General features: G+C 41.8%; 3 protein-coding genes and 1 pseudogene. 2 read left to right on the top strand and 2 right to left on the bottom strand.

Annotated elements, in window-relative coordinates; all coding sequences use genetic code 11:
- Positions 1-460 (top strand): annotated as a pseudogene (locus VNZ46_RS16330) (amino acid ABC transporter substrate-binding protein); the annotation flags it as partial.
- The gene (locus VNZ46_RS16325; protein ID WP_325561126.1) at positions 457-1,620 is read left to right on the top strand and encodes an RsmB/NOP family class I SAM-dependent RNA methyltransferase; all 1,164 of its coding nucleotides are present in this window, start codon (positions 457-459) and stop codon (positions 1,618-1,620) included. The pseudogene VNZ46_RS16330 and the gene VNZ46_RS16325, both read left to right, overlap by 4 nt.
- A 166-nt stretch (positions 1,621-1,786) precedes the next feature.
- Here the strand turns inward: VNZ46_RS16325 and VNZ46_RS16320 are convergent, their stop codons facing one another.
- Both VNZ46_RS16320 and VNZ46_RS16315 read right to left on the bottom strand, forming a co-directional pair.
- Positions 1,787-2,356: a MarC family protein gene (locus VNZ46_RS16320; RefSeq protein ID WP_133778748.1), complete on the bottom strand. Its 570-nt coding sequence runs from the start codon at positions 2,354-2,356 to the stop codon at positions 1,787-1,789.
- Between the two features lie 97 nt (positions 2,357-2,453).
- Positions 2,454-3,849: amino acid permease (locus VNZ46_RS16315; RefSeq protein ID WP_325561125.1), on the bottom strand; the 1,396-nt coding region annotated here is incomplete at its 5' end.

The raw sequence follows: 3,849 nt of genomic DNA, 5'->3' as shown, positions 1-3,849 counted from the left end.
TGTGGTCATGCTGAGTTCATCTGATCGCAAGTTTGTAGCAGCAAGTATAGATAAACTGGTGAAAATGAAAAAAGCCGGGTTTAATATTGATCTTTTTGGCCATCCTGACTGGGTGAAACAAAATTATACAACAGAAAAGCTGCAACTCCTCAATACGGTGATCAGTTCTTCTTATAAAGTAAATTACAAGAGTCCGGTAGTTATTGACTTTGTGAAAAAGTATCGCAAGGCATTTAGTTTTGAGCCGAGTGAGTATTCTTTTAAAGGCTTTGATATTGGTTATTTCTTTGGAAAACAATTATCGGAACATGGCGAGAATTACTTGAAATATTTAACCAGAGAAAGATATAAAGGCCTGCATAATTCCTTTAATTTTATCCACGACCCTCAATATGGGTATATCAATACCAGCCTGATGCTTTTAAAGTATAAGGACTACGATTTAAACATAATAGAATGAGATTAGAGCACCAGATCAAAGCTTTTGAGCTGATCTTGAAAAGCTATGACGGCGCTTTGCCGCTTCACCGGTTTTTAGTGGGACATTTTAAAAAGTATAAACAAATGGGCTCTTCTGACAGGCGTTGGGCCAGCCGGTACATGTATAGTTTTTATCGCCTCGGTAAAGCTTTACCTACAGAAAATACATTGCAGCGTCTTGCTGTTGCCGATTTTTTATGCAACAACACCAGCAGTTTGATGATTGAAGCATATTTGCCGCAACTTGCAGGGCAGGTTGAGCTTCCCATTCCAGCCAAACTTGCGCTGGTTGGGGATGTGTATCCTGCGTTCCTGCTTGAAGATGTATTTCCTTTTTCCGGATTACTTTCTCCGGAGATTGATAAAGAAGCCTTTCTACAGTCTTTTTTCATTCAGCCGGACCTGTTTATCAGGATACAGCAAAATCATTCTCTGGGGATCCTAAATACCTTAAAAGCAGCGAATGTAGCGGTGCATGATATCGATGAAAAAACATTTGGACTTCCGAACGGCACTAAACTGGAACAAGTATTACCCAACCAGGGAGCCTATCAGGTACAAGATCTGTCTTCTCAGAAAACGGGCGCATTTTTCCAGCCTCAAAAATATGATTACTGGTGGGACTGTTGTGCGGCTTCTGGTGGAAAATCGCTGTTGTTGCATGATCTGGAACCAAAGATTGAATTGTTGGTCAGTGATGTCCGGGAAAATAGCCTGCGTAATCTGGACGAACGTTTTCAAATGGCCGGATTGAAAAAATATCAGAAAAAAGTACTTGACCTGCTTCAGAATAATGACCAGGAATTACATCACTATGCTTTTGACGGGATCATTCTGGATGCACCATGTTCAGGTTCTGGTACCTGGGGGCGCACACCGGAAATGCTCACAACATTCGAAGAACATAAAATAGCTTATTTTAACAGATTGCAAACAAGTATTGCTGCAGGTGTTGTTAAATACCTAAAAGAGGGAAAACCCTTAATTTACATCACTTGTTCTGTTTTTAGACAGGAAAATGAAGACGTAGTGGATTACCTGCAAAAAGAATTGGGCCTGAGCCTGGAACGTATGGAGGTCATCAAGGGTTATCAGGATAAGGCCGACACCATGTTTGCTGCGAGGCTGATTAAGAATTAATCCCTTTTTTGTTTTGGGTTTGGGGATGCAGCCATTGGCGCACACCTTCCTTCAGATGTCTAAGGGCTTCAATACATATAGCCAACAGGCCAATAATCAACGTATATTGTTCAAAGCTGTTCATATACTTATTGCTTAACTATAAGATGCAATTCTGCAGAAAAAGTTACAGGTGGGTATTACTTCTGAACAATTTAATGGCAATGGCAAGTAAGATAATTCCAAAAGCTTTTCTTAATACATTCAGTCCGGATTTACCAAATAATTTTTCCAGTCTTTCTGTGTTTTTCAACACAAAATAAACAAAGAGCATATTGATCATAATCCCAACAATAATATTTTGGGTAGCGTATTCTGTTTTTAAGGAAAGCAAGGTCGTCATTGTTCCTGCGCCCGCAATTAAAGGAAAAGCCAGAGGTACAATGGATACAGTTTCAGGAGCATCTCCTTCTTTAAAGATCGTCAGACCGAGAACCATTTCCATGGCAATAAAGAAGATCACAAAGGAGCCCGCAATGGCAAAGGACTCCACATCCAGTCCAATGACTTTCAGCAAAGTTTCACCGGCAAACAAGAAAATAATCATCAATACTGCAGCAACAATGGTCGCCTTTTCAGATTGGATATGTCCTGCCTTCCTGCGGAGTTCAATCACTACGGGAATAGCACCCAAAATATCAATGATGGCAAACAGGACCATAGAGGTGGAGAGAATCTGGCGTAGGTTGAATTCCATAGCAGCGAATTTAGATTACAAAGCTAAGCAATAAATGTTGATAAAATAAAAGAGGCCCCCGGTTACAGGGGCCTCTTTTATTTTGGGTCAAAAAGATCTATTGTGCGGCATTTCTGATCTTGCTGTGTTTTTTGCTGTAGACAATGTAAATCGCAATACCAATGGCCATCCAGATGGCTAAACGCTCCCAGCTTACGATAGGAAGGGAAGCCATCATCAATACACATACAATAACGCCCAGTATTGGAATCAATGGTACCCAAGGTGTCCGGAAAGGTCTTTCCAGATTTGGCTCTGTTTTTCTCAGGATCAATACCCCAATACAAACCAGGGAGAAAGCAAACAGTGTACCGATACTCACCATATGACCTAAGTCGGAAACCGGAACAAAGCCTGTAAATACACTTACAAAAACCATAAACATCAGATTGGTTTTCCAGGGCGTTTGGTTTTTATGATGGAGATCTGAAAACATCTTTGGTAATAAGCCATCTTTACTCATGCTGTAAAACACCCGGCTCTGTCCAAGAAGCATCACCAGGATTACCGAGGTGTAACCCGCAAGGATCGCAATCATTAAAAAGCGGTTTAAGAAAGTATAACCAGTCTGTGCAAAGGCAGTCGCAACAGGTTTGGCATCACCAGCAAATTTGGTGTAATTTTCCAGACCTGTCATTACATATGCAAAGAGTACATATAAGATAGTGCATACTACTAACGAACCGATAATCCCTACAGGCATTCCTTTTTGAGGATTTTTAGCTTCCTGTGCCGCTGTACTTACGGCATCAAAACCAATAAAAGCGAAGAAAACAACGCCAGCACCCCGAAGGACACCACTAATTCCAAAATGTCCGAAGTCATCACTGGAGAAGAAGTCAAAAAAACCACGGGTACCTGCTTTTACAGCATCTTCACCAGCATTAGGTGGAATGAAGGGGTGGTGATTGGCAGAATTGATGAAACCCCAGCCCAGAGCAATGAAGATCAAGACAACAGCTACTTTTACGATCACAAGAATGTTGTTCACAAAAGATGAATCTTTAGTTCCTTTCATTAGCAGCAAAGACAGCAGGCAAACGATAACAATTGCAGGGATATTTACAATTCCACCTTCCCAGGGGCCATGCAACAGGGTACTCGGAAATTGGATACCGAACTCCAACAGAAACTGAGAGAAATATTGCGACCAGCTGGACGCCACTGTCGCTGCACTAAGTGCATATTCCAATACTAAATCCCATCCAATAATCCAGGCCATAAATTCACCCATGGTGGCATAGGAATAGGTATAAGCACTTCCTGCAACAGGAATCATGGAGGCAAATTCTGCATAGCAAAGCCCTGCAAAACCGCAGCCCACTGCAGCGATGATGAAGGAAAGAATAACAGCAGGTCCGGCATTATCTGCGGCAGCGATACCAGTAAGCGAAAAAAGCCCCGCACCAATGATCGCCCCAACACCTAAAGCCACCAGGTTGAAACTGGTTAGG

Source organism: Pedobacter sp., assembly GCF_035566355.1.
In the GTDB taxonomy this organism is placed as follows: domain Bacteria; phylum Bacteroidota; class Bacteroidia; order Sphingobacteriales; family Sphingobacteriaceae; genus Pedobacter.
This window is presented reverse-complemented; position numbering and strand designations above follow the sequence as displayed.